This is a genomic window from Amorphus sp. MBR-141, assembly GCF_053628695.1.
Genome location: NZ_JBRJGW010000081.1, coordinates 1 through 1,735, shown reverse-complemented (window position 1 = coordinate 1,735; position 1,735 = coordinate 1). Strand labels below are relative to the sequence as shown.

The 1,735-nt window shown below is 46.1% G+C and carries 1 protein-coding gene; it reads left to right on the top strand.

Annotation, left to right across the window (positions count from 1 at the left end; all coding sequences use genetic code 11):
- Positions 1 to 362 precede the first annotated feature (362 nt).
- A complete protein-coding gene (locus ACSSVZ_RS28075; protein WP_453974162.1) occupies positions 363 to 1,673 on the top strand; it encodes an NACHT domain-containing protein in 1,311 nt (436 codons plus the stop codon).
- Positions 1,674 to 1,735 lie beyond the last annotated feature (62 nt).

The following is a 1,735-nucleotide window of genomic DNA, read 5'->3' as shown; positions in this document are numbered from 1 at the left end:
TCGTCTGCTCATGGTCTCTCCTGTTAACGGCATCATGCCGATCTCAGGCAGAAATTCCACTTATCCCAGGTGTCCAGTTTTCCCGAGCCACCTCTCGTGAAGTAGAACGATTGCATATACACCAACTCCGGCCGCTTAGAGCTCGGTGCTGATGCGCCGCAGATCAAAAAAGAAGCAAGCTTCGATCGGAAAATTCATCCCTATCGTAACCAACCGCCTAGGAGATAACTCCACCCAATCAAGCGCGCAATGGCACTTCGGCACACTCACAACCCGCCACCCACTTTAACATTGAAATCAAGTTATAGGTGAAATTAGATACATAATTATCTGTGCCAAATCGATAGAAGGGAGAGCCAGCAATGCCAAAGACATGGGCGAGTTTTGAAGATCGCGTACGCTCTCTCGCATCCGAAATCTGGAGCAGCCCCTGCGAACCCAGGAACGTTGGAGGTGTCGCGTTAGACGGTGTGGTCGAGAGTTCAGCTGATGTCTGGATCTTCATCGAGATTACCGAACGTCGCGAGCTCTCCAAAGTGCGCGAGGACGTCATAAAGCTTCAGACTGCGAAGTCCGCGCTCATGCAGGAAAAGGGCATATTTGCTCGTTGCTTTTGTATCGTGAACGGCCCAATCACGCGAGCCATGTCGGAAGCGGGGGAGCCACATCAAATACAAGTTCGTTCATTCGACGCATTCTCGAAGACCTTCTTTGATTTTGAAAGTTATAAATCACTTAGAAAAAACATATCTTTTGGAAGCGCAATTGATCCCGTTACAGGTGAACTTGATAAAACACAATATATCTCTGTTCGGTATAAGGTTGATGGCCAGAATAAAGAACTTAACATAAATGAAATTGCAGGATATTTAAACCGCGGCAAGAGCGTAATTCTACTTGGAGAGTATGGAACCGGGAAAAGTCGCTGTATCCGAGAATTGTTTTTGCATATGTCAACAAATGCTACCGAGAGGCAATTCTATCCCATTGCCATAGACCTCAGAGAGGCTTGGGGCGTCAAAAGAGGAAGAGAATTACTTAGGCGTCATTTGGAAGATATTGGAGCAGAAAACTTAAATCAACCAGCTATAAGAGCACTGAATCTCCAAACACTGGCGCTTTTAATTGACGGGTTTGACGAAATCGGATCCCAAACCTGGAGTAACAACACTGAAAAGCTTCGTACAATTCGGTCTAAATCATTAGAGGGTGTCAAGGATCTTATATCCAAATCAAAATCCAGCGTATTCATCTCAGGAAGAGAGCACTACTTTAACAGCAATGACGAGATGTTCTCTGCGCTTGGGCTAAGTCCAAGTGAAACTATTGTTTTAAGATGCAAGACTGAGTTCACAGAGGACGAGACCAAAGAATTTTTCCAAAGACTACAAGAAGAGATCCAAATACCCAGCTGGCTGCCTCGGCGACCGTTAATTTGCCAAACTATAGCGAATTTATCTGAGTCTGATCTTGATAGTATGTTTATATCGGGCAAGAAGGAAACAGACTTCTGGGAACACTTTATAGATATTCTTTGCCAAAGAGACGCACGAATTCATATATCATTCGATCCCACTACGATAAAGAAAATACTAATCCGACTTTCTCGAATAACGAGAAGCAAATCGGCTAATGTAGGCCTGGCCTGCCCCATCGAGGTGGCCGGGGCGTAGAGTTAGAGTCCGGCGGTTAGGGCCGGCGGATGTGCCGACACGGCGCCAGGGTAAGGTGACCA